The sequence below is a fragment of the Streptomyces griseoviridis genome (genome assembly GCF_005222485.1).
Lineage (GTDB): Bacteria > Actinomycetota > Actinomycetes > Streptomycetales > Streptomycetaceae > Streptomyces > Streptomyces hintoniae.
This window is the reverse complement of the sequence record NZ_CP029078.1, coordinates 3310420-3333743: the sequence shown is the minus strand read 5'-3', so window position 1 is coordinate 3333743 and position 23324 is coordinate 3310420. Positions and strand designations below refer to the sequence as shown.

Here is a 23324-nt window from a genome sequence, read left to right as displayed (position 1 = left end):
TTCAGGGCCCGCCGCCACCGCGTTCCCTCCACGCGCGCACCAGCTCCTTGCCCCGCCTGCGGGCGGCGACGTCACCGACGGCCGCCGTCAGCAGCGGCGCGGTGCGTCGGCGGGCGAGCAGCAGCCGCTGGTTGACGACCGGGTCGGGCCGCCAGTGGTGTTTGTAGGGCTCGTTGCCGCGCAGCAGGCTCAGCGCGCCGCGCGCCCCCGAGCCGGTGTGCGCGGCGCACGCGTCGAGCAGCATCACCGCCACGTCGGCCTTGCGCTCCCGCAGCCTCGGATGGGCGCCGTACAGATAGCCGCCCGCCAGCCGCCGCGACAGCAGCGTCAGATCGACGGCGACGACGTCGTCGTCGAGCCGGAACTCGGTGACGACGGCGTCCCCTGACCGCACCATCGGCCCCACCGACCGCACCAGGTGGTCGCAGAACCGGGGGCGCAGGTGTTCGCTCGTCACCTTCCTGCCCTGCCACTGGAGCCGGTGCAGCTCCAGCATCCGGCGCAGCGCGCGGTCCACCCCGTCCGGGCCGACCACCTGCCGCTCGACGCCGAGCGCGGTCAGTCTGCGCAGCTTGGCGCGGACCCGTTGGGCCTTCGCGGACGGCAGCCGGGCGAGGAGTTCGTCCATCGGGACGGCCGGCAGTTCGAGGCAGAGCGAGTCGCCCACCCGGCGGCGCGGGCCGCGCCAGCGCTCGTAGACGCGCTCGGCCGCGCCGCCCGGCCGCACCTCGCGGAAGTCGATCAGCGCGGTGCGGGCGGCGCCCGACAGCGCCTCGGTGAGCGCGTCGACGGCCCGCTCGCCGTGTCCGTCGTCCAGGAGGACGTCCCCGTAGTCGGAGATCGCCCCGCCCAGCGGCACCAGGGAGGGCACCGGGCCGCCCGCCCTCATCAGTGGCGCGGCCGCGACGAGTTCACCGCCGTCGCGCACCAGCAGCAGCCGCAGCCGGCCGCGCCTGCCGTACGACAGCCACCAGGAGTGCAGCCAGGCGTGGCTCTGGAACGGCGTCGCCGTGCCGCAACGGCCGTACAGGCGGCCCCAGTCGGCCGCGAGTGCGGCGAAGTCGCCGTCGTCGGTGACGAGTTCGGTCGTGTACGTCACAGCTGGCCGTGGGCTTCGGCGGCGACCGCGGGACCGGGCACCGAGGCGGCCCTGGCTGGCTCGGGCCGCCTGCGGCGCGGGCGCACCAGCAGCAGCAGTCCGCCGAGCAGACCGCCCGCGCTCGCGCCGACCAGCGCGGTCACCCCGGCGGACGCCGAGGACGGCGCGGCGGGCTCGGTGGCGCGGGCGAACTGCTGCAACTCGACGTGGGTGGAGCCCTGGACGTCGCTCGCGTGCCTGGTCAGGGCGCGGGAGACCGCGTTGGCCATGTCGGCGGCCAGATCGGGGCGCGCGGAGGTCGCGGTGACGGCGACCATCGGGGCGTCGGGCGAGGTCGCCGCGTGCACGCTGTTCTGGAGGGTGGCGACCGGGACGCCCGCCCAGACCTGGGCGTCGCCGAGCACCGCGAGCTGGGTGGCGACCCGCCCGTAGGCCTGCGCGAAGCCCAGCGCGGACGCCGGGTCGGACTTCGCGGTCGGGACGGCGACGACATAGCTGGTCGCCGTGTACGTCGGCGTCCTGCCGGCGCCGTAGCCGCCGCCGAGCGTCGCGCCCGCCAGCGCGCCGGCCGCGACCAGCGACCAGGCGGGCAGCGCCTTCGCGCGCCGGAGGGCGGCCCTGCGCCGCGGAGAGGTGGGGTTCTCGTTCATCGGGGGCTGGCTCCCTGGGAGGAATCAGAGGTGCGGGACACGGGGGGACGGACCACCGCCGCGTAGACGTCCATCAACTGGGCGGCGCTGCGGGTGATGCTGTAGTGGCGGGCGGCGTCGGGGGCGGTGCGGTCGGTGGGGCCCGCCCGTCTGGCCGCCGCGAGGGCCGCGGCGAACGCGGCGGGGCCGCCGGTGACCCGCAGGGCCGCGGCGGCGGCCCGCGGCGGCAGGTCCTCGATGGCCGGGCAGGACGCGTAGAGCACCGGCAGGCCGGCCGCGAGCGCCTCGACGACCGCGAGCCCGAAGGCCTCCTCGGGGGACGGCGACGCCAGCAGGTCCATCGCGGAGGTCAGCGACGGCAGGTCGGGCCCCGGGCCGCCGTCGGCGGTGTAGGGCCGCTCACCGGTGAACAGGACCCGGTCGGCGACCCCCGCCCGGTGCGCGACCCGGCGCAGCACGTTCTCCTCGGGGCCGCCGCCCACCAGCAGCACCCAGACGTCGGAGGGGAGGTGCGCCAGGGCGCGGATGACGACGTCGAAGCGTTTGCCGGGCGCGAGCCGCCCGATGCCGCCGACCACGAACGCGCCCTCCGGCAGCCCGAGCCGCTGCCGGGTGCGGTGCCTGCGGACCGGGTCGAAGCGGAAGCGGGTCAGGTCGATGCCGTTCGGCACGATCTCGATGCGCGGGCCCGGCACGCCCCACCGCCTGAGCCGGTCGGCGACGGTGGGGGAGACGGCGACCGTGGAGCGGCCGAGGCGTTCACTGCCCAGGTACAGGGCCCGCACCCCCCGGCTGAGCCCGCGGCCCTCCATCTGCGAGTCGCCCAGGGAGTGTTCGGTGGCGACGATCGCCCGCACGCCCGCCAGCCGCGCGGCGAGCCGCCCGTAGACGCAGGCCCGGTAGAGGTGGGTGTGGACGAGGTCGTAGCCGCCGCTCCTGATCAGCCGCACCAGCCGGGGCAGCGCGGCCAGGTCCCGGTTGCCCGCCATGCCGAGGTGCGTCACCCGCACCCCGTCGGCCGTCAGCCCGTCGGCGACGGCGCCCGGGTTGGTGAGCGTGACCACATCGCAGTCGACCGGCAAGTGCCGCAGCAGCAGCCGCAGTTGCTGTTCGGCGCCGCCGACCCCGAGGCCGGTGATGACGTGCAGCGCCTTCACCGCAGCCCCTCGACGGGCCGGCGTCGCAGCCGGTGCAGCCGGTGCTTGAGGTAGAGCCGCACGGCGGTGTCGTTCTGCCCGATGTGTACGCGCGGGAGTGCGAAGAACCCATTCAGCTGACCGGGGTCGATGGCGCAGGCGTAGCCGTAACCGGCCTCCCGCACGGCGTCGGCGGCCCGCCGGTCGACCGTGCCGTACGGGTAGCAGAACCCGTCGACCGGCGTGTCCGTCAACTCCTGGAGCAGCGCCCGGCTTTCGGCGACCTCCGCGGCCAGGACGGCGTCGTCGGCGCGGGTCAGGTCGACGTGGGTGAGGCCGTGCGAGCCGATCTCGACGCCCGCCGCCGCGGCCCGCCGGATGCCGTGCGCGCTCAGCAGCGGCTTGCGCGGGCCCAGCGGGTCCCAGGCGTTGACGCCGCCGAGCCGTCCCGGCAGCACGAAGAGGGTGCCGCCGCACCCCCAACGCCGCAGCACCGGAAGGGCGTTGTCGACGAAGTCGGTGTACCCGTCGTCGAAGGTGAGCCCCACCAGGTCGTGGCCCTCGCCGCGGGCGCGGGCGGCGAGCAGCTCGCCCATGGAGACGCCCCGCAGCCCGCGGCCGCGCAGCCAACGCAGCTGCGCGCTCAGCCGCTCGGGGGTGACCGTGATGCGGTACGGGTCGTCGGAGCAGTCGCCGACGGAGTGGTACATGGCCACCCACGGCACCGGGCCAGGGGTGGTGTGTCTGCCGGTGGTCGTGGGAGCGGCGGTGTCAACGGATGCGGGCATACGTGAGCCTCCGGATCACGGAACGTACAGAACGGAGCGCGGGCGCGAAGCCCTGGGCGCCCAGAGCCCAGCCGAGCACGACGAAGACGACGGCCACGGTGACGCAGCCGACGGCGAGACCGAGCACGGCGGAACCGATGTGGTGCGCGGTGAACGCGCCGGCCGCCGTCGCGCCGACAGCGGCCTGGACCGGCTTGCCCAGCTCCACCAGCACCCGCCGGGTGCGGATCGGGACGCTGCGCGGTCCGGTGCCGGCCAGCAGCAGGGCGGCCGTGGTGGTGATGCCGGTGGCGTTGGCGAGCGCGATGCCCGAGACGCCCCACGGGCCGACGGCCCAGGCGCCGACGCAGGTCGTCACGGCGATACCGGCCGCCATCGCGGCGACCGGGTACCAGCAGGGGCGGCCCGCCGAGAAGTAGGAGCGCACCAGCACGCCGACCAGGGTCTGGCCGAGCAGCCCGAGCGCGTACACCCGTATCACGGAGGCCGTCGCGGCCGTGTCCCGCGCGGTGAACGCGCCGCGCTGGAAAAGGAGTTCGACGATCTGCGGGGCGCAGGCGATCACCGCGGCGGCGCCCAGCAGCACCACGAACGCGGCCAGCGCCAGATCCCGCTCCACCCGGTCCCTGGCCCGTTCGACGTCGCCGTCGGCGAGCGCCCGCGCGACCACAGGGAAGGTGACCGTGCACAGCATCATCGACAGCGTCATCGGGATCTGCGCGACCTTCTGCGCGTAGTTGAGGTGGGAGATGGCGCCGGAGGGCAGGCTGGAGCCGAGGAACCGCTCGATGAGGACCTGGGACTGCCGGCACAGCGCGAACAGCAGCACGGTCGCCATCAGCGCGACGTCGAGCCGCCGCGGCTGCCCGCCGGCCACCTCGATCTCCGGGATCTCGCTCTCATGCGACCGCAACTGCCGCCACAGAAAAGGCAGTTGGACGAGGACCATCAGGCAGCCGCCGAACGCGACGCCGGCCGCAGCCGAGCGCACCCCCCACGCCCCGCCGAGCAGGAACATCCCCGCGATGATGCCGACGTTGTACGCCACGTAGATCGCGGCGGGCGCCAGGAAGCGCCGGTGGGCGCGCAGGGCCGCGCTGGAGTACCCGGCGAGGCCGAAGGTCAGGACGCAGGTCGCCGTCAGCCGGGTGCAGTCCACCGCGAGCGCGGGGTCGGGCAGCCCTGGCGCGAGGGCCTCGACCAGATAGGGCGCGGTCGCCGCGAGCAGCGCGCCCACCGCGGCGAACGCCAGCGACAGCCGGGGCAGGGTGCTGGCCACCAGCGCGCGCACCGGATCGCCCGGCGCCCCCTGCGCGCGCCTGGCAAGCGCCAGGCTGAACGCCGGGATCAGCGCGAAGGCCAGCCCGTCCTCGATGAGCAGCGTCGCCGCGAACTCGGGGACCGTCCAGGCCACCAGGAACGCGTCGGTCTCACTGCCGGCCCCGAACAGCCGTGCCAGCGCCTGGTCCCGCACCAGCCCGAGCAGCGCCCCCGCGATCGAGAGGGCCGCGGTGACCAGCGCCGCCTTGGCGAGGAACCCGCCGGAGACGGGCGCCTCGACACCGCCCCGCGGCAACGCGGGCGCTGCGCCCCGGGCGGCGGGCACGGTGACGGGCGGCGGGGGGACGGGGGTGGCGGCGGCGGTGCCGGGCTCGTTCGCGCCGTCCCTGCCGTCCCTGCCGTCCCTGCCGTCCGCCGCTCGGCTCCCGTCGTCGTGTCCGCCGCTTCCGCCGCTGCCGTCGCTCGCGCCGCTCCCGTCCGTCCGCGTGAGGGGGTCGGAACGTGTCGGGGCCCCGGTCTCCTCCTGGGGAGCCGGGGGTGTGCCGGGCGGGCTGGGGGTGTGCGAGGGGGTCGCCTTCATCGGGTCGCCGCCTGTTCCGGCAGCGGGCGGGGGACCGGCGCGGGCGCGCCTGCCCGGGTGCCGTCGGCGCCGGCCAGCGCCCACCACGCCACCAGGCCGAAGCACACCGCCGTCAGCACCGTGGACGGACCACCGATGTCGGCGTAGCCGAAGTCGATCAGCTGCCAGATCAGCAGCCCGCAGCCGATCAGCGCGCAGTCCAGGCCGGTGCCCGAGCGGTGCGCCCGCCCGAGGCCGCGCAGCGCGCACACCAGCAGCGCGAGCCAGCCGCCCGCGAGCGCGACCAGGCCGATCAGCCCCTGCTCGGCGAGGACCAGCAGATACATGTTGTGCGGGGAGAGCAGCGCCTGGCGGCGAAAGCCCGCGCCCGCGCCGTCGGTGTCGCTGCCCGCGGACAGCGCGAGCGAGGCGTGGCCGTCCCGGTACTCGGGGAAGTCCTTCAACCCGACGCCGGTGAGCGGGTGTTCGCGCCAGATCCCGACGGCCGCGGCCCACAGCGTGTACCGGTCGACGACCGACTGGTCGGGCGCGTCGGTGACCTGAGTGATGCTGTCGATCCGGTCCTGGAGGACCGTCGAGCCGACGCCGAGGCCGCCGATCAGGACCACCCCGGCGGCGGCCACGGCCGCGCCGATCCGCAGGGCCCTGCGCACTCCGGCCAGGGCGAGTTGGAGGGCGCAGGCGACCGCCGTCGCGATCCAGGCGCCGCGGCTGAAGGAGAGCGCGAGCGGCGCCAGCAGGGCGAGGGCGCAGCCGGCGGCGAGGGCCCGGCGCCGTGCGGTGCCGGGTCCGAGGGCCAGGCCGAGCGCGCAGACCAGGCCGAACGAGACGACCGTGGCCATCCCCATCACGTCCTGCGGTCCGAAGGTGCCGACCGCGCGGATCTCCTCGCCCTGGTAGGAGGCGCCGGTCGCGGTGAGGTACTGGTGCACACCGACCGCGCCCTGCCAGCCCGCCAGCGCGACGAACGACCAGGCGAGGACCCGGAAGTCGGCCCGGTCCCTGACCAGCAGCAGCACGGCCGCCGGGACCAGCACGAAGATCTGGAGGTAGCGGCCCATGCCGCCGATCCCGGCGGACGCCGAGGACGCCCCCACGGCGGCCACCGCGAGCCCGACCACGGGCAGCCCCAGCACGACGGCCGCCGTCGGCGTCAACGGGCGTCTGCGCTCCCGTAGTTGGCGGATCGCGCAGTACAGCACCAGCAGCGCCGAGGCCGCGTCGGCGGGTCCCGCGCCGCCGTCGCCGTCCTGCGCGACCGGCAGCGTCAGCAGCGCGACCACGGCGACGACCGGCAGCACCGGGGAGAAGGCCCGCGCACGGGGCAGGGCCAGGGTCAGGGCGTGGCTCACGGCTCAGCTTCCCGTCGGCCGCACGAGGGCGGCTGCGGTGCGCAGCAGGATGCAGATGTCCTGCCACAGCGACCAGTTGTCGATGTAGGCGTTGTCGAAACGGGCCCGGTCCTCGATCGAGGTGTCCCCGCGCAGCCCGTTGATCTGGGCCAGTCCCGTGATGCCGGTGCGCATCCGGTGGCGGGCCGCGTAGCCGGGGTAGGTCTGGCTGAACTGGGCGACGAAGTAGGGGCGTTCGGGGCGCGGGCCGACCAGGCTCATGTCGCCCCAGAAGACGTTCCACAGCTGGAGCAGCTCGTCGAGCGAGGTGCGGCGCAGGAAGCGGCAGAACCACGGCATGCGGTGCTCGTCCGCGACGCTCCAGCGGGTCGCCGCCTCGTGCTCGTCGGCCGGGCGGTGGGTGCGGAACTTCAGCAGCGTGAAGGGTCTGCCGTGCTGTCCGACGCGCTCCTGTCTGAACACCACGCCCGGCCCGACGAAGAGGCGCAGCGCCACCGCGCACCCCAGCAGCAGCGGGGAGACCAGCAGCAGCAGGAGGCCCGAGACCAGCATGTCGAGGGCCCGCTTGCCCGCGCTGCCGCGGCGGCGGCCCGACCCCATGTCGAGCCGCCGGCAGGAGAACCCGGCGAGCTGGTCGCGGCTCGCGTACGAGGGGGCGTCCGCGTCGACCTCCCAGATGGCGCAGCCCGACTCGGCGAGCGCCCGCAGCAGCGGCCCCTGCTGGGTGCGGACCGAGGCGTGCACCGCGAGGACGTCCCGCACGCCGTTCTGGATGAGCGCGCGCTGCACCTCCTGACCGGTCGTCAGCACCGGCAACCCCTCGGCGCCGTCCGGGTGTTCGGCGACGACGCCGACCGGGCGGATGCCGTGCCGCGGGTGGCGCAGCACGGCCGCGGCCACTCGCTGGGCGGTGGCGGCCGGGCCGATGACGAGGGCGGCCCGTGGGTGGTTCAGGAGCGCCGTCCTGCGCCGCCAGTGGGCCAGGGCCCGGCCCGCGCAGCAGACGGCCGACTGGATCAGGAAGCCGAGCAGCAGGGTGCGGAAGGTCAGCGCCGACTGCGGTGACCAGGCGGCGAGGAACGTCGCGAGCACCGTCCAGGCGACCGCGATCCGGCCGCACACGGTGGGCAGTTCGTCCAGGACGCCGGGTGCGGGACGCGGCGGGTGCGGTCGGGTCAGCATCGACGCGGCGACCAACAGGGCTGTCAGCAGCGGCCGGTGGGCGGCGTCGGCGAACACCAGGGCGCCGGTCAGGGCGGCGGCCAGGTCGGCGGCGAGCAGCGGCACCGGTGAGACGGGCCGGGTGCGCGGGCGCCGGACGGGGAAGCGGAATCCCGCGGTGAAGCCGCGTGGCGGCAGGACCGCGACGGGTGAGAATCCGAGGTCCCGTGGCTGGCCTCCGGGCGAGGGGACGGTGCTTTCCGCGGTCACGACTGGATCGACTCCCTGCTCTCGGACGGCACGGCGGGCACGACGGCGTCGCCGAGCAGTTCGCGGTAGACGTCCGCCACCGCCTCGGCCGTGTGCCGCACGTCGTGCGTGGACAGGACGTAGTGCCGGCCCTGCTGCCCGAGCGAGGTGCGCAGCACCGGGTCGAGGAGCAGCTCGGTGAGGGCGGCGGCCAGCAGCGGCGGCCGGTCGGGCCTGACCAGGCAGCGCGGCGCGAGGGCGGCGGGCAGGCTCTCCCGGGCGCCGTCCACGTCGCTGGCGACCACGGGCCGCCCGCAGGCCATCGCCTCGAGCGGCGCGAGCGCCATCCCCTCCCAGCGGGACGGCAGCACCACCAGATCGGCGGCCTGGTACCAGGGCGCGGGGTCCGCGACGGCGCCGGCGAACCGCACGGACGGGGGCGCCAGGTCCGTCAGCCGCTCGCGGTCGGGGCCGTCGCCGACCAGCACGAGGCGCGCGGCGGGCACCTGCCGGGAGACGAACTCCCAGGCGTCGAGGAGGACGTCCTGGCCCTTCTGCCGGCACAGCCGCCCGACGCAGACCACCAGCGGCGCGTCCGGGTCGAGGTCCGGCAGCAGCGCGGCCCGCGCGGGGTGTGCGGCGGCGGGGCGGAAGCGCTCGGGGTCGACACCGTTGCGGACGACGCGCCACTGGCCGTCGATCCCGGCGCGCACGCCGGTCGTGCGCTCCGCCTCGCTCACGCACACCACCCGGGAGGCCCAGCGCGCCCCCCACCGCTCCCAGCCGCGCGCGAGGCCGGCCGTCGCCCCGCCGACGGCCTCGAAGGACCAGGCGTGCGGCTGGAAGACGGTGGGGACGCGCCCGCGCACCGCGAGCCGTCCGGCGAGGCCGGCCTTGGCGCTGTGCGCGTGCACCAGATCGGGACGCACCTCCGCGACGATCCGACCCAGACGGCGTACCTCTCGAACAAGTGTCGGCCCCGGCGAACGGGTGGCCCGCCAGGGTCGTACCTCGGCTCCCAGCGACCGCAGCCCGGCCGCCAGCGGGCTCTCGGGACAGGCGACCGTGACCCGCAGACCGGCCGCGAGCTGAGCTCTCGTCAGATCGGTGACGACGCGGGCGACACCGCCGTCCACCGGCTGCGTCACGTGCAGCACCCGCGGCCGGTGGTCGGGTGGTTCCAGGTGCATGGCGCGGTTTCCTCGCTCACGGACGACGCTCGGGAATGCGGGCGGGAACGCGCCTACTGCTGGGCGTCGACGGCGACGAAGAACACACCGGCCCAGGCCGCGTCCCGCCGGGAAACGAGCCGGACGGCCAGCTGGTCACCACCGCGCCTCAGTGCGGTACGGAGATCGAACACGTCGGAGTCGTAGCCCAGCGTGTTCGCGTACGCCGGAACCCGCTCGGCGAGGACGTCGGCGGGCTCCGAGATGGTCGAATTCAGCACGTCCGCACGGGGGTTGGCGTCGTCGGACAGCGCGGTGGCCGAGACCGGACCGGTCACCAGGGAGAGTGAGTCGCCGGTGACGCCGCGCCTGCCGCCGTACGCGACGAGCCCGGCCCGGCCGCGCGCACCCGGCTCGACCTCCGCCCCGTCGAGCCGGATCTCCTGCCCCGCAAGGGAGTTGACGGTGTCGAAGCCGTCCCACAGGGCGAGCCTGCGCAGCGGCTGGGCCGGGTCCTCGTAGGCCACCACCAGCGTCCAGCCGCCCCACGCGCCGGCCGCCGAACGGCCCATCGCCGTGTTCACCTGCGCCACCGTGTACAGCCCTGGACCGCTCCGCCGCACCAGCGCGGTGACATCGGCCGACGCCTGGTAGGCGTCCGCGCCCTGCTCCGTGCGGTGGCCGACGACGGTGTCCGCGAGGACCTCCCGGTACCGGCCGCCCGGCTCCGCGAGCAGCACCCGCCCGTCGTCCTTCGGCGGCTTCTGCTCGCCCACCCGCAGATTGCCGCCCCAGTACAGCCGCGCGTACGTGACCCGGGCCGTGTCGGGCAGCCTGACCTCGGCGCGGGAGGAGTTGTAGGTGGCGGGGTCCTTGTCGACGTCGACGTAGAACATGTCGAAGTCGCCGCTGACGGCGGCGCCGCCCGCGCGGACCGCGGGGCAGTCGGGGGCCGCCTCGGTGCCGGTGGCGCGGCAGCTGACGGAGACGTTGGCGGCGCGGACGATCCCGCCGTGCTGGAGCGCGCGGTAGCGCTCCGCGAACGGCAGCCGCCGCGCCTCCCCGACCGGGGGCGCGGGGGCGGCGGCGCTCGCGGTGGAGCCGAGTGCGGTCAGGGCGAGGACGCCCGCCAGGGCGCGGCGCAGCAGAGGACCCGGGGAAGTACGCATGACGGGCGTCGCCCTTTCGGGATGTCGTGCATCAGATTGACCGGCTATAGGGGTGCGTCGGGAGGTGCGCAACTGTAGCCGCTATCCGTACTAATGCGGTGAAAGCGGACAACTGTGTCGGAATGGTGAAGGAGGGCCCGTCGGCAGATCACTCCATTGGCGGCACAACCCGGACGGACGCCACGCGTTGACACAACGCCGGGCAGCCGCCCGGATGTTGTGTCAACCCCCCAAGGAGCACCTCTCCATGTCGCGTATCGCGAAGGGCCTGGTCCTTACCACCGCCGCCGCCGCGGCCGTCGCCGGCGGCGCCGGCATCGCTTCCGCCGACAGTGGCGCGCAGGGCGTGGCCGCCCACTCGCCGGGCGTGCTGTCGGGCAATGCCGTCCAGGTTCCGGTCCACGTCCCGATCAACCTCTGCGGCAACACCATCAACGTCGTCGGCCTGCTGAACCCGGCCTTCGGCAACACCTGCGTCAACCACTGACGTCCGAGGACGCACCCCGCGGTCCCTCACCGGCCGCCCTCCCGCGCTTCCACCGCGGGAGGGCGGCCGACCCGCGTCCGGGGGTTGCTCCGAACGGGAGCGGCGCCCCGACGCGGCCGCATCCCCCGCACAAGCGCCTCACCAGGGGCGATACCCGTGCCCCACGGCACATCTGACGACGTGTCGCAGCCGCTCGGTTGCGGAGCGCGACCCGCGCTCCCACGGTGGGCTCAAGATCCGAGCACCACCGAAAGGAACACCCATGCGTGCCCTGCCCGCACGGCGTCTCGCGTCGTCCGCGCTCTGCGCCACCCTCCTCACCGCCGTCGCCGCGCCGACCGCCCTCGCCGCCGACGCGGGACCGGCCAGGGAACAGCGCGCCCGGTCCGCCCCCCGCGCGCCCCTGCCCGGCGCGGACGGGCTCGCCGCGCAGGCGCGGAGCCTCGGTGACGCCGGGGGCGTGCTCGCCGCGATCACCCCGCTGCTCGACGCCGCGCTCAAGGCCGACAAGGGCCAACTCGCCAAGGACCAGGCGACGAAGCTGGCCGCCGCGGTGCAGGACGCCATCAAGAAGGCGACAGCCGCGACGACCGCGACGACCCCGACGACCGCGACGACCCCGACGGCAGCGGACCCGGCCGCGCCCACGGCCCCGGCCGCCCCCGCGTCTCCCGCCGCGCCCGGCCTCACCAAGGGCGGCCAGGCCGGCACGGCCGCCATCGCGGACGTCAAGGCCGCGTCCCTCGCCGCTCTCCAGAAGGCGGTCGACGGCCTCGCCGCCGCCACCACCTCGGGCGACCCCGCCAAGGTCGCGCCCGCCGCCACCGCCGTCGTGGCCGGCGAGGTCAACGTCCTCGCCGCGACCCTGGTCGGCGGCGGCCTGCCCGCCCCCGACCTGCCGGGACTGCCCAAGCCGCCGAGCGCGCCCGCCGCCGTCCCCCCGGCGCCCGCCGCTCCGTCGCTGCCCGCCGCGCCCGCCGCGCCGAAACCGGCCACGGGCTGACCTGCCGGGACCGGGCAGGGCCGTCGCGCCGTTCCACGGGGGCGGTGCGACGGTCGTCCGGCCGTTCCACGGGGGCGGCGCGACGGCCGTGCGCCGGAATCCTTCCTTCGGACGGGTGGGGGGAAATTTCTGATCACGGGGTTTCCGTGCCGTCGGGGGCTCGTTAGGCACGGCGTCAGAATTACCGCCGGCGACCCGAGTTGCCGAAGAAAGGAACCCGATGAATTCCCTCAAAGCCGCCGCTGTCGTTGCCGGTTCCCTCGCCCTGGCGGGCGCCGCCGCGCCCGCGTTCGCCTACGACACCGCCGCCGTCACCCCCACCAGCCTCAACGGCGCCGTGAACAGCCTGACCTCGGGCCACCTCAAGCCCGTCGACCTGATGCCGTTGCAGCACCAGTCGAACGCCCTCAACACCGAGGACAAGACCTCCCCGCTCAGCGCGGTGGACGGTGCGACGACCGCGCTGAACAAGCCCACCCAGCTGCTCGGCGGACTCCCGCTCAAGGGCTGAGCCGTTCCGGGACCCGCGCCCGGCCCCCTGCCGTCCGCCGCCGGGTCCCGACGCACGCGCGTCCCTCTCCCGTCCACACCGCCGCACCGCGCCGAAGTCCCACCGGAGTCCCGCCGAAAACCCGGCAGAGTTCCACCGGAGTTCCCTCCGGAGTTCCATCGGAATCCGGTCGGCGTGCCATCGAAAGGGCCGATTCCGTGCCGTACGGAATCGGCCCTCGGCGCTGTTCGAAGGGCGGGTCCCCCGTTCGTGTGGACAGGGCGCGGAATTCGCCCGGTCGAGTGATGACACCCCCGAACGGGTTCCGGCGCGTCGATAAGGTCGCGCGGTGACCTCAACCTCAAGCGAAACCCGCACCTCCGCCGTCGAGCTGGGCACCCTCGTCGTGCTGGCCTGGAGCGGCGAGGCCGCCGACGGCGACATGCCCTACCTCCTGGCCTACCCCCTCGGGGACGCGCCGTCAGGACCCGAGGCCTCGTCGGCCGCCGTCGCGCAGATGCTGAAGAACAGCGGCCTGCCGGCCGGCGGCGACCTGGTGGACGCCGCCACCAGGCCGAGCCTGCCGGTGAGCCTGCTCGTCGACGGCGGCCAGGCCGTCGTCACCATGCCGGGCTGCAACGCCCAGTGCACCCCGCCGCCCGAGTGGCTCGAGGCGGTCGGCGAACGCGGCTACGCCTACTTCATCTTCACCACCCGCCCGTGGCCCGAGGCCGAGCCGGGCAAGCCGATCGAACCGGAGGCGCTGGCCGAGTTCGCGGGCTCCGAGGAGACGCTGACGTCGGCGGCCCACGTCGTCCTGCCGGCCCGCCGACTGCGCGGCTGACCCCGGGCCGCACCCCAACTGCCCACCTCCGCTGGAGAACGGCGACCGGACACCGTCCCGCACGGTCCGGTCGCCGCCCCATGTGGGTTGCCGGGTACGGCAGTTCGCCCTCACCCGCGTCACCGGCGGACGCGTCGCGCTCCCACGCGGTCGCGCCGCGCACCTATTTCCCCGTCGTAGTACTACTGCGGCAGTCGGGGGAAAGATGCGCTCAAGCCGTCGGCCGCCTCGTTACCCCGGTACGCACGCAGAGCGCGTCGCATTCCGGAAGGGACCGCAGCGAGATGAAGCCGACCACCCGAGGAACCCTTGCCGCCGTCGTCACGGGCGTCGCGGCGGCCATGGGCGCCGCCACCGCGAGCCCGGCCGCCGCGGTCGGCACGGTTCCCGTGCCGGTGCCGCTGGAGGGCGTCGAGCAGACCCTCCACATGGAACTCCCCACGATCGGCGGCCAGATCCCGCTGCCGACGCCCGGCAACCTGGACGGCCCGCGCTACGTCGAGGGCCGTCTCCTGCCCGACCGCGCCGTCCCCCAACTGCCCATCAGCGGCGGCCTGCCCGGCGCCGACGTGCGCGCCCCCCTGCCGCACCTCCTGGGCGACCAGTTCGACCACGTCGGCCTCCACCTCCCGGCCGCCGACCTGCACACGCTGGCCCCCGGCCTCTCCCTCGACGCCCCGCTGACCCCGCCCGACGCCTCCAACGCGGGGCTGCCGGGCCTGAAGCTGCCCGAGGCGGGCGTCCTCGCCCCCGTCCTCCAGACGGTCCCCGGCGCCGACCTGGTGGCGGGCCCCGGTCTGTGACGCGCCGCGGCACGCCACGGGCCCGGACCGCGCGACAGCGGTCCGGGCCCGTGGCGTTCTCCGGCCGCACTCCGTGACCGCGCGGGCGGTCGGCCGGTTACCGGGGTGACAACCGAGACCGGACGAGGAGCGAGCCATGGACGTCAGGGGCAGCGTCGGCACAGTGCCGGTGGGCGCGGAGCGGGAACCGGGAGGCGGGCCCGCCGGCCCGCCCAGGCGCGGCGTGCTGCGCGGGCTGCCGGCGGCGGCCGCCGCGTTGGTGTGCGCGCCGCTGGCCACCGCCTCCCGCCCTACCACCGCCGACGGAGACGGCGCGTTCGACGAGACGTACCGGGGCCGCCGTATCCGCGGCTCCCGGGTGCCTGCGGCCGACCTCGCGTCGGCCGCCGGGCCCGGCGGGGCGGCGCGGGCGGGCGGCGGGGCGTGGCGGGTCACCGTCGACGGGTTCCCGCTGCCTCTGATGCGGCGGGCCGACGGAAGCTGGCTGAGCATGATCGACCACTACCGCTCCTACCCGACCCCGCAGGCCGCCGCCCGCGCCGCCGTGGACGAACTCGGCCCCCACCGCAGGCCGCGCGACCCGAACCGCGGCCGGATGTGCGGGCAGGACCGCACGGACAGGGAGGCAGGCCGTGGCGTACACGCGTAGGGACGTCAGCACCCTCACCCGCACCGAGCGGAAGCGGTTCGTGGACGCGCTCCTGAAGGTCAAACGGAGCGGCGAGTACGACGAGTTCGTGCGCAGGCACATCGAGTACTACGTCCCCGACGGCGACGACGGACTGCGCACCGCCCACATGACGCCCTCCTTCCTGCCCTGGCACCGCCGGTTCGTGCTGGACATGGAGCGGGCGCTGCGCCGGGTCGACGCGTCGGTGACGATCCCCTACTGGGACTGGACCCGGGACCGGTCGGCGACCGGCACGCCGTGGACCGCCGATCTGCTCGGCGGCACCGGGCGGCGCTCCGACCACCGGGTGACGACAGGGCCGTTCGCCTACGCGACGGGCCACTGGACCCTCAGGGAGAACGTCACCGACGCCGACTTCCTCACCCGGGACCTGGGCCGGCCCGCCAACCCGCTGCCGCTGCCCACCAAGGCGGAGCTCCAGTCGGCGCTCGACGACCCGGTCTACGACATGGCGCCCTGGGACTCCACGGTCCGGGGGTTCCGCAACCGTCTTGAGGGGTGGGGCACCGGGCGCGGCCCCGGGTCCTGGCACAACCACAACCGGGTGCACCGCTGGGTGGGCGGCACGATGGTCACCGGCGCGTCCGTCAACGACCCGGTGTTCTGGCTCCACCACTCCTTCGTGGACCTCCAGTGGACGCGCTGGCAGAACCGCCACCGTGACACCCGCTACCTCCCGGAGAAGCCGCCGCGGGTCGGGGACGACCAGTACGGCCGGATCATCGCCCGCCACGAGAAGCTCCCGCCGTGGGACATGACGCCGGACGAGATGGAGGACATGAGCACGGTGTACCGGTACGGGTGAGGGCGCCTCCGCCGACTTGTGGTGAGGGCGCCGCGGTCCCGTGGTGAGCGTGCCGCCGTCTCGTGGTGAGGGTGCGCCGCGGTCCCGTGGTGAGGGTGCCGCCGTCTCGTGGTGAGGGCGCACCGGCGGCTTGTGCGGGGGAGGGGGCGGTCGCGGGCGGGTCCTCGGGCACGCGGGAGAGCCCCGGCGCTCGAGGTGCCGGGGCTCTCACGTGGATACGGTCGGCTCAGCCGCCGTAGCCGTAGCCGCCGTGGTGAACGCGGGGAGCGCTCTTGTTCAGGCAGGTGTTGCCGAACGCCGGGTTCAGCAGGCCGATCACGTCGATGGTGTTTCCGCACACGTTCACCGGCACGTTGACCGGGACCTGGACGAGGTTGCCCGAGATCACACCGGGCGAGCCGACGGCCCCGCCCTGGGCGCCGGCGTCCGCCATGGCGAGGCCGGTGCCGCTGACGACCACGGCGCCCGCGCCGAGCGCGACCGCGGCCGCCTTCGCGATGCGAGACATCACGTTCTCCTTTGACTCGATGAGTGCGCCGGCACCACTCGCCGCCGCACTCCCCCTACAACGCCGAGGTCGACGCCTGGTCACGGCGTGTGCGGGGGCGTCACCCTTTCCGCGCCGGGGCGGCTCCCCTTCCGGCTCCGGCGCGCCTCCCTTTGCTGACCGGGGGCGGCGGGCGCGGGCGCGGGCGCGGTGCGGGCCGCTCTGAGGGGCGCCGGTCCCGGTGGGCGCGGTCCCGTGGCGCGGGTTTGGTGCGCGCGGGCCGGCCGTCGCGGCGCCCGTCCGGGTGATCTTTCTGCCGAAGAGGCATGAGTTCCGGGGGTCTCGGGTTCCCTCGGGCCACGGGCCCGTGCCGCGCTCCCGGCGGCGGGGCCGGGTCCGGCCTTACGCCACCGTGACGCGGCGCCCGCTAGCATGTACCTGACCAGCAGAAACGCCCTCCCGGAGGAGGGCGTGCACGGGATGTGGGAGAGCGCCCCCGGCAGGACTCGAACCTGCGGCCAAGCGCTTAGAAGGCGCCTGCTCTATCCACTGAGCTACGGGGGCTGACCTGCGTAAACGCAGCTTCCGGGTGCTGTTCCCCGTGTCGCGGGGGACGGATGGGGGAATCGCTGTTTCCCGGTAATCGGGATACGCGAAGCTCCCCCATCGGGCCGTACGTAGGGCCTTACATTATCTTCACGCCTCCGAAGCCACTCGCGGAAACAAACCCGCACCTTGTCGGCGTTGGTGCTCTCCGAGCCGAGGAGGGGAAGGTGTCAGGGCTGAAGCTGTTCCGCACGGACACGCATAGCGGCATGACGGAGATCATGCCGCGTCTTGCTGAGGTCGAGGCCGATGTGCAGGAGCTGGTCGAGACGCACATGAAGACGCTGCTGGGCGTCACGTTCCTGGCGAGCGAGTACATCACCGGACCGGTGCACGGGGGACGCATCGACTCGCTCGGGCTGGACGAGAACGGCTCGCCGGTCATCGTCGAGTACAAGCGGGGTGTGGATGCTGGCGTGATCAATCAGGGTCTGTTCTACCTGGCCTGGTTGATGGACCACCGCGCCGAGTTCGAGCGCCTGGTCCGCGACAGGCTGGGGGCAACGGCCGCGTCCCAGGTCTTGTGGAGCGGTCCGCGCCTGATCTGCATCGCCGGCGACTTCACCCGCTACGACGTGCATGCCGTGCGCGAGCACCGGCGCTCGATCGACCTGGTCCGCTACCGACTCTTCGGCGGCGACCTGGTCGGCCTTGAGACCGTGGCTTCCGTGAGGGGTGGCATGCAGGTGTCCCGCCGAGCACAGCGCGGGGCGGTTGTCCGGGCTGCGTTTGACGTCCAGGGCACGGCGATGAGCGAGTTGACGGGCGCGGTCGACGAAGTCCTGCTCGGGCTCGGGGACGGCGTGAACCGGGTGGACCGCAAGACCTACCGGGCCTATCAGCGGCTGCGGAACTTCGCCTGCCTGTGCCCGCCGCAGCGCAGCAAACTGCTGGTCTACCTGAAGGTCGACCCTGGGGACGTTGACCTCGTTCCGGGCTTCACCCGGGACGTGTCGGGTCTCGGCCACCACGGAACGGGTGATCTGGAGGTCCAGCTCCGTACGCTCAGGGACGTGGAGCGGGCGCAGGAACTGTTCCGGGCAAGCTACGCGGCGGCCTGATCGCCTGCAGAGGCTGGCCCCGTGACGGGTTGCGGCACATGTGGTGTCTGCGGTCGTGGAAGGAGCCTCCCGACGTACGGACAGGGCGTGGCGGTGGTCTGTCTATGGTGAGTGTGATCGCCGGTTTGGCCAACCGGCGGTCTACCGCTATGTTGCCCCGCTCGTGCGGGTCGGTGATCAGCGTGAACGGCTGGCGGATCGGCTGGCCGTGACCGCCGGAGCCGCCGACATACTGGCGGCGAGGCGTGGCCCGTGCTCGCGGCCCGGCTGCGCCTGGCGCGTGCCGGTCTCGTGGGCGAGTGCTTCGGAGAGGTCGGCCAGCAGCGAGTTCGGAGTGTGCGGGGACGGTGATGGCCCAGGTGGGCCGGTCAGGGTCTGGGCCGGCCCAGATGGTCCAGGTGGCAGGGTTCTGGGGGCCGTGCGCGGCCAGTGGGTCAAACCGAACGCTTGCCTGCCCGTCGGGGGACGTCCACCGGATCCCGTGCCCTGTCAGGGTGTGCTTCCATCCGGCATCAGTGAGCGGCTGTGTGGCTGTGGTGACCGTCTTCTCGTCTACCGGGACGCCGATGACCGTGTCCCACCCGTCTCCGTCGGCGAGGTGGATTAGCAGGGTCTGCAGCACCGGGGCGGGGGTGGCGCTGGTCGCGGTGAGGTGCCATATGCGGTCGGAGACGGGTGTCTCGTAGGCGGCTATGGTCCAGGCGGTCTCGCGGGCCTGGGCTTCGTGGACGCGCTCGATGCGCAGGGTCTGCGATTCGTGAATGGCGTGGGTCGTTTCGTCAGACCAAGTGCGCCACTTTACGAACTCGCCGTGCGCGTCGAGGAAGGTGTCGAGGAGCGCGTCGTGGTCACCGGTTTCGGCCAGGTAGACGGGAACGGTCTCCGGCTCCGGGCAGGACGGTTCGGACTTGGCTGTGGTGACGTCGAAGACGGAACGCGCTGCGATGGCGGCGCGTTCGGTGGCGGTCAAGGGCGCCGGGCCGGGGCGCATCTCGGCCGCGTGGACCTTCTCGAAGGCCACCAGTGCCTCCGCGGGTGAGCCGTAGGTATCGGCGATCTGGCGCAGATGATCCTCGCCGTGCAGGTAGACGGAGTTGCCACCTGGGTAGAGGTATGTGCCGACCGCGACAGTGGTGTGGCGGTCGTGGGCGTGGGCGTGGATCAGGAGGTGGCCGTTGCGGATGTCGTCGTGGATCTTCTGCGCCTGGTTGGAGACCTCGCGGATTTCACTGCGGGTGCACCAGGGCATCGGGTAGTTCGGCCAGGTCCATTCCTCGTCGATTGCCTCCTGTAGGCGTGGGGTGATCTCGACGGTGATGCCTTCGGCGGTCAGGTGTTTGGCTGCGTCAGCGGCCCAGTAGGGCTCCTCGTGATCGATGCGGGCCAGGACCAGGACGCCTGTGGCGGCAACGCTCCAGCCGGCAGCTTCCAGAGCCACGGAGGCGACGTGGGCTCGGGTGCCGGTCAGGACGGCCTGCACGGCGCTCGGGTGGGCGGGGTGGGTGTCGAGGCGGACATGGGTGTCGATGGCTGGAGTCACGTGGATCTCGTCTGTTCTGCCGGTGGCCGGGCCGTGAGGTCCGGCCACCGGCGTATGCGGGGGTTATCGGGTTGCTCGTGTGGATCGGGTGGAGTGGGCGGCCGTGGTGGTGGGGGCCCGGCGCGAGTGGCAGGCGCCGGGCGCCGCTGGTGTGGCGGGGTGGCCTGGGTGGCGTTCTGCCAGCGGGTGCGGACGGCGTCGATGCCGGCGAGGGCGCGGCGGGCGCCGACGACGAGCTGGAAGGGGGTGTTCGCCGGGTCGTCGGCGTATGCCTGGATGCGCCGGCCGGTGTGCTCGGCCGTGGCCAGGAGCGAGCGTTGCAGGGCGCGTTCGGCCCAGTGCCCGACGAATCCGGCTGGTTCGGCCAGCATGCGCAGGACGTCGCCTGGTTCGCTGCCGTCGTCCAGCAGCCCGCGCTGTTGGGCTTCCCACAGGACCGTGACGGGGTCGACGGGCTCGTTGCGGCGGGCGAGAGCGGTCAGGCACTGCCAGAGGCCGGCGTGCAGAGGCAGGGTGAGGTCCTCGGGGATCAGCCACCGGACGGAATCGATGTCGGCAGGGCGGGCGATGGCGGTGGCGAGGAGCAGTTGCTCCTCCTCGACTGCCTCGGTGAGGTCCGGGGTGCGAACGGAGGGCGGTGCCGCGCTGCGGGGGAGGACGCCGGAGCGCGGGGGAAAGCGGTCCGCGATGTCGTCCACGACCGTGGCGAGCGCGTCGGCCTCGGTGAGCACCGTCTGGACGGGGAGCGGGAGGCCGGCGTCACGGACGGTGCGCATGAGGCGTTCGGCGGCCGTCAGCAGGCGGCGGCGGGCGTGCTCGGCCTCGACCATGCGGGCGTAGGCGGGGGCGTGGCTGTGCCAGGGGCAGACCTGGATGAGGGTGTGCAGGTAGGTGGCGTCCAGGCCGCGCGCCTCCTTCAGGGCGGTGGCGAGGACGCGGTCGAGCCACTTCGTGTTCTTCGCGTGCTCGGCGGGGTCGGGACGCGGCACGGTGCCGATCGCGGCGTACAGGGCTGCGTGTGCAGCGGTGGAGAACGAGGCGGCGGCGATGCCGCTCACCTTGTCCAGGAGGCGGGGGTCGCGGAGGAGGGCTCCCAGGAGGGCCTGCTCGACGTGGAACACCGGCCGGGGCGGTGGGACGGCGTCGAGGTCGTCTTCGTCTGGTTCGGGAGTGGGGTTGGGGGACATCAGGCGGCGAGGGCGAAGTCGTCGGGGTCGAGGGTGACGCCGAGGTGCGGAGCGAGGAGGTGGCCGGCGAGCAGCGGGGGCACGGCGTTGCCGATCTGGGAGAACTGCTGGCCCTTGTTGCCGGCCCAGGGGTAGTCGGCGGGGAAGGTCTGCAGGAGGCCCGCCTCGCGGGCGGTGATCCGGATCGGCTCGGGAACGGTCGGCGCATCGGTGTCCGCGGTCGAGGGGATGGCGGGTTCGGCGACCCAGGTGCACTCGTTCGCGCGGTGTCCGAAGAACAGAGTGCCTGCCGGCTCCTGGACGGACCGGACGGTGGCGTTGGCCTGGTTGTTGCTGCGCAGCGACCAGGACCAGCGGCGGGTGTCGGCGGTGCTCGTGGGTGCCGGAGCACGGGCGGTCTGGTCGTCTTGGGTGCCGTGCTGGGACGTTCGTCCGGCGTCTTCGCGGCGGGACTGCAGAACGACCCCGTCCGGCCGGGGCGTCCAGGTGCCGCGGTCCCGGGCGTCGGACAGTGTCTTGCGGGAGCCCGAAGGGAACGGTTCGGGGCCGCCGCCGGGCCCGCCTCCGGCGCAGACGGTGGGGACGGGGCGGTCGGTCGCGCCCCATCCCAGGGCTTCGGCCATGCTGACCCAGCGGGCACGGCCCGGCCCGAACAGCGTTTCAGGCTCGGCGAGCTGGGCGTGTGTGGGTGTGGGCGGCTGCGCGGTACGAACGCGGGAGGCCACGAGTATCGCCCGCTTCCGGGTCTGCGGGACGCCGAAGTCAGCCGCGTTGAGGATCCCGCACCAGACGGAAAACCCCCACCCCCGCAGGACGGCCGCGTACTGCTTCCACAAGGGCAGCACGTCCGGTACTTCCTCCATGGCCACCCAGTCGGGCTCGCCGACCGTGTTCAGCGCGTGCAGGTAGCGCATCGGCTCGGCGGCGAGCAGGGAACGCTCGTCACGGCACGCGGCTAGGAGGCGTTCGCGGGTGTCTCGCCCGGCGGCCAGGTCCTCGACCGCCGCGTGCACCAGCGGCTGGTCGATCAGGCCGAGGCGCTTGCCGGCCATGCTCCACGCCTGACACGGCGGCGAAGCGATCACACCGCGGGTGCGGCCGACAAACGGCCAGGCGGGATACCTCGCCACATCGCACCGAATAGTCAACTGCCCCGCCGCAGCGCGGGTCTTGCACGCCCACGAATCCCATTCCAGCCCGACGTCGCGCATGCCCAGGACGTGCAGTGCCCTGCTCCAGCCGCCCGGCCCCGCGAAGAGGTCGACGATCACGTGGCCAGCCCGAAGTCGTCCTGTGTCAACGCGTCGACGTCGCCACGGCAGGCCCAGGGCGAGCAGCCGTCCTCGACCCCGTTCTCCAGGGCGTTGGCCTCGTCTGCGCTGATCCGCAGAGCGGCCCGCTCGGTGGCGGTGACGTGATCGATCGGTGCCTGGCTCAGTGGGACGCGGGAGCGGTGCAGGAACGCCTCACCGAGCAGGCGGTTGCCCGAGGCGTTGGCGCGGGCATTTCCCTGCCGGATGGCCGCATCGAATTCGACGACGTCCGCCCACTCGGACGGAGAGGTGTCCCTGATATGCCGCCACTGCGCATTTCCGTGGAACGGGCATCCAAGGCAACTCGACTTCGGCGTATCGGCGAGACCGAGAGAGGTCAGGTAGCGCACGCAGTCGGCCCTGCTCCAGGACATGTCCAGAAGAGGGTGCCGGTTACGCATGTACTTGACGTCCGCATCCTTTGCGCGGTGAAATTCATCTGTGGATATTCCTATCCACTGCTCGACGAAAACACCCTTCGGAATGCGGGCCGGGTGGGGGTAGCCAAGCAATTCGCGAATCTTTTTCTTGATCGGCTTTACCTTGTATTCGCCTGTGCACTGCCGCCGAGTCATCCCAGGTCGCCCGTCCTTATTGAGGATGTGGAGCGGCATGGATGCGAAGCGGTGATCCGGATTCAGTGCGTCGTCGCGTATGTTCCCGGCGGACACGTGGAGTACGGTTATCCCGGCGGGTGTGGCTATCTCCTCTTTCAAGCGGTCAAGGTGTGCATAAACTGCTCCGGGTTCCCATCCGGTGTCGGCGAAAATCGCGTAGTCGACCCTGGGGAGAATGCCCTCGGCTGACAGGGCGAGGAGCGTGCTGGACTGAACTCCCGCGCCGAGGGAGAGAGCGCGGAATCGAGGCTTGTCGGAAATGGCCTGTCCTGGGTGTAGGGAAAGAGGAGGGAGTGCTCGCATCGCGGTCGCGTCAGCGGCAGGAGGCTTCCGGCTGGTCGCGGTAGTGGCGTTGCAGAGGGAGGGGATGCCGTCGAGGAGGCCAGCGGCCGACTCGATGAGTGCTGCGGTGTCGGCCCGATGAGAACCACCAGCCGTGATGTGGCGGCGGCCTGGCGGCGCTGCTTCTCGACGGCTCGGGCCAGGGCAGCGACCAGTTCGGCGGCGGCGTTGGGCGGCTCTGGCGACCGCGCGACGTGCTGAAGGAGCAGCGGGCCGGTAGGGGTGCGCTGTGGCGCCTGGGGGCTGAGGACGAGAAACAGCCGCAGGGCGGTGCCTGCGAGGTCCTGGGCGTCAGTAGTCCGGGCGGCCAACGCGGATGCGGATGCGCCGTGGCCGAAGGGCAGGGCGCATAGGGCCTGGTGCAGTATGGCCGCGTCGGACGAGATGCGGGCGAGGACCGGGGCCGGGTCGGTG

21 protein-coding genes, 1 tRNA gene and 1 pseudogene are annotated in these 23324 nt (G+C 73.6%); 8 read left to right on the top strand and 15 right to left on the bottom strand.

Annotated features, from left to right (window positions below):
• Position 1: 1 nt before the first annotated feature.
• The 9 genes from DDJ31_RS13950 to DDJ31_RS13910 are packed head-to-tail and all read right to left on the bottom strand — an operon-like array spanning position 2 to position 10634.
• Positions 2-1099 (bottom strand): GNAT family N-acetyltransferase, encoded by a 1098-nt coding sequence (locus tag DDJ31_RS13950; RefSeq protein ID WP_127179963.1) that lies wholly within the window; start codon positions 1097-1099, stop codon positions 2-4.
• Positions 1096-1749, bottom strand: coding sequence for a lipopolysaccharide biosynthesis protein (locus DDJ31_RS13945; RefSeq protein WP_127179964.1), 654 nt, complete (start codon positions 1747-1749; stop codon positions 1096-1098). Before DDJ31_RS13945 ends, DDJ31_RS13950 begins: the two co-directional genes overlap by 4 nt.
• Positions 1746-2906 (bottom strand): glycosyltransferase, encoded by a 1161-nt coding sequence (locus DDJ31_RS13940; protein WP_127179965.1) that lies wholly within the window; start codon positions 2904-2906, stop codon positions 1746-1748. The genes DDJ31_RS13945 and DDJ31_RS13940 overlap by 4 nt, the downstream gene beginning before the upstream one ends.
• A complete protein-coding gene (locus tag DDJ31_RS13935) occupies positions 2903-3673 on the bottom strand; it encodes a polysaccharide deacetylase family protein (RefSeq protein WP_127179966.1) in 771 nt (256 codons plus the stop codon). The genes DDJ31_RS13940 and DDJ31_RS13935 overlap by 4 nt, the downstream gene beginning before the upstream one ends.
• Entirely contained in the window at positions 3657-5534 is a 1878-nt protein-coding gene (gene murJ / locus DDJ31_RS13930) for a murein biosynthesis integral membrane protein MurJ (protein ID WP_127179967.1), read from the bottom strand. The genes DDJ31_RS13935 and murJ overlap by 17 nt, the downstream gene beginning before the upstream one ends.
• A complete protein-coding gene (locus DDJ31_RS13925; protein WP_240678210.1) occupies positions 5531-6886 on the bottom strand; it encodes an O-antigen ligase family protein in 1356 nt (451 codons plus the stop codon). Before DDJ31_RS13925 ends, murJ begins: the two co-directional genes overlap by 4 nt.
• Positions 6887-6889: 3 nt before the next feature.
• Positions 6890-8317, bottom strand: coding sequence for an exopolysaccharide biosynthesis polyprenyl glycosylphosphotransferase (locus DDJ31_RS13920; RefSeq protein WP_127179968.1), 1428 nt, complete (start codon positions 8315-8317; stop codon positions 6890-6892).
• Positions 8314-9486: a glycosyltransferase gene (locus DDJ31_RS13915; protein ID WP_127179969.1), complete on the bottom strand. Its 1173-nt coding sequence runs from the start codon at positions 9484-9486 to the stop codon at positions 8314-8316. Before DDJ31_RS13915 ends, DDJ31_RS13920 begins: the two co-directional genes overlap by 4 nt.
• Before the next feature lie 53 nt (positions 9487-9539).
• Positions 9540-10634: a DUF3344 domain-containing protein gene (locus DDJ31_RS13910; RefSeq protein ID WP_127179970.1), complete on the bottom strand. Its 1095-nt coding sequence runs from the start codon at positions 10632-10634 to the stop codon at positions 9540-9542.
• 247 nt (positions 10635-10881) lie between these two features.
• On the opposite strand from DDJ31_RS13910, the gene DDJ31_RS13905 reads away from it, so the two are divergent.
• From DDJ31_RS13905 to DDJ31_RS13875, 7 genes are all read left to right on the top strand, one after another.
• A complete protein-coding gene (locus DDJ31_RS13905) occupies positions 10882-11121 on the top strand; it encodes a chaplin (protein WP_127179971.1) in 240 nt (79 codons plus the stop codon).
• 262 nt (positions 11122-11383) lie between these two features.
• The gene (locus tag DDJ31_RS13900) at positions 11384-12124 is read left to right on the top strand and encodes a hypothetical protein (protein WP_127179972.1); all 741 of its coding nucleotides are present in this window, start codon (positions 11384-11386) and stop codon (positions 12122-12124) included.
• Positions 12125-12344: 220 nt separating this feature from the next.
• On the top strand, positions 12345-12635 hold the full coding sequence (locus DDJ31_RS13895; RefSeq protein ID WP_127179973.1) for a hypothetical protein: 291 nt from the start codon (positions 12345-12347) through the stop codon (positions 12633-12635).
• A gap of 328 nt (positions 12636-12963) precedes the next feature.
• Entirely contained in the window at positions 12964-13458 is a 495-nt protein-coding gene (locus DDJ31_RS13890) for a DUF5949 family protein (protein ID WP_127179974.1), read from the top strand.
• A 284-nt stretch (positions 13459-13742) separates the two neighbouring features.
• Positions 13743-14261 carry a hypothetical protein gene (locus DDJ31_RS13885; RefSeq protein ID WP_127179975.1) on the top strand — a complete coding sequence of 173 codons (519 nt, stop codon included), beginning with the start codon at positions 13743-13745 and terminating at the stop codon, positions 14259-14261.
• A gap of 136 nt (positions 14262-14397) precedes the next feature.
• Complete coding sequence (locus DDJ31_RS13880) at positions 14398-14910, top strand: tyrosinase family oxidase copper chaperone (RefSeq protein WP_127179976.1); 513 nt, start codon at positions 14398-14400, stop codon at positions 14908-14910.
• Positions 14894-15757, top strand: coding sequence for a tyrosinase family protein (locus tag DDJ31_RS13875; protein ID WP_127179977.1), 864 nt, complete (start codon positions 14894-14896; stop codon positions 15755-15757). Before DDJ31_RS13880 ends, DDJ31_RS13875 begins: the two co-directional genes overlap by 17 nt.
• 226 nt (positions 15758-15983) lie before the next feature.
• Here the strand turns inward: DDJ31_RS13875 and DDJ31_RS13870 are convergent, their stop codons facing one another.
• Together DDJ31_RS13870 and DDJ31_RS13865 are read right to left on the bottom strand one after the other, a co-directional pair.
• Positions 15984-16265 (bottom strand): chaplin, encoded by a 282-nt coding sequence (locus tag DDJ31_RS13870; protein ID WP_127179978.1) that lies wholly within the window; start codon positions 16263-16265, stop codon positions 15984-15986.
• Positions 16266-16735: 470 nt separating this feature from the next.
• A tRNA-Arg gene (locus DDJ31_RS13865) sits at positions 16736-16808 on the bottom strand.
• Positions 16809-17017: 209 nt separating this feature from the next.
• On the opposite strand from DDJ31_RS13865, the gene DDJ31_RS13860 reads away from it, so the two are divergent.
• Positions 17018-17911 carry a DUF5655 domain-containing protein gene (locus DDJ31_RS13860; RefSeq protein ID WP_164784969.1) on the top strand — a complete coding sequence of 298 codons (894 nt, stop codon included), beginning with the start codon at positions 17018-17020 and terminating at the stop codon, positions 17909-17911.
• Here DDJ31_RS13860 and DDJ31_RS13855 read toward each other — a convergent pair.
• The 4 genes and pseudogenes from DDJ31_RS13855 to DDJ31_RS39135 all read right to left on the bottom strand — a co-directional run bounded on the left by DDJ31_RS13855 (position 17856) and on the right by DDJ31_RS39135 (position 22871).
• Entirely contained in the window at positions 17856-19451 is a 1596-nt protein-coding gene (locus DDJ31_RS13855; protein ID WP_240678211.1) for a DUF317 domain-containing protein, read from the bottom strand. The two genes, DDJ31_RS13860 and DDJ31_RS13855, sit on opposite strands and share 56 nt — an antisense overlap.
• Positions 19452-19514: 63 nt before the next feature.
• Positions 19515-20638 (bottom strand): annotated as a pseudogene (locus DDJ31_RS13850) (DnaB-like helicase N-terminal domain-containing protein).
• On the bottom strand, positions 20638-21909 hold the full coding sequence (locus DDJ31_RS13845; protein WP_127179980.1) for a DNA cytosine methyltransferase: 1272 nt from the start codon (positions 21907-21909) through the stop codon (positions 20638-20640). Before DDJ31_RS13845 ends, DDJ31_RS13850 begins: the two are co-directional and overlap by 1 nt.
• Positions 21906-22871 carry a hypothetical protein gene (locus DDJ31_RS39135; protein WP_240678212.1) on the bottom strand — a complete coding sequence of 322 codons (966 nt, stop codon included), beginning with the start codon at positions 22869-22871 and terminating at the stop codon, positions 21906-21908. The genes DDJ31_RS13845 and DDJ31_RS39135 overlap by 4 nt, the downstream gene beginning before the upstream one ends.
• Positions 22872-23324: the final 453 nt, after the last annotated feature.